Below are 271 nucleotides of genomic sequence, written 5' to 3'. Positions count from 1 at the left end.
CTAAGCCGTACATGCACGCCGGGAATGCGATCAACAGTTCGAATGCTGTCATGACAGTGGACACGATGAAGTAAACAAGCACATGAAAGCGCTGATTACTAGCAACCAGATCAAGATGCCAAATCCACCGAATACGGACACTGCGGCTATCTTGATGGCGACATCAATGGGATCGTCCTTCGGTTCCTTCCACATATTACCTCGCTTCAAGACGGAGAATGGCAAGACCAGCAATCACCCACGGCGTCAACATCACAGCCCATATGAACAG

At 49.8% G+C, this 271-nt stretch carries 1 protein-coding gene; it reads left to right on the top strand.

From position 1 onward, the window contains the following. Positions 1 to 82: 82 nt before the first annotated feature. Positions 83 to 271 (top strand): hypothetical protein (locus tag Q5762_RS38450; protein ID WP_315896957.1); only part of this gene is annotated, 189 nt, incomplete at its 3' end.

The organism is Streptomyces sp. P9(2023) (assembly GCF_032436795.1).
GTDB lineage: Bacteria > Actinomycetota > Actinomycetes > Streptomycetales > Streptomycetaceae > Streptomyces.
The sequence above is the reverse complement of the archived record's forward strand: the minus strand, read 5'-3'. Positions and strand labels throughout refer to the sequence as shown.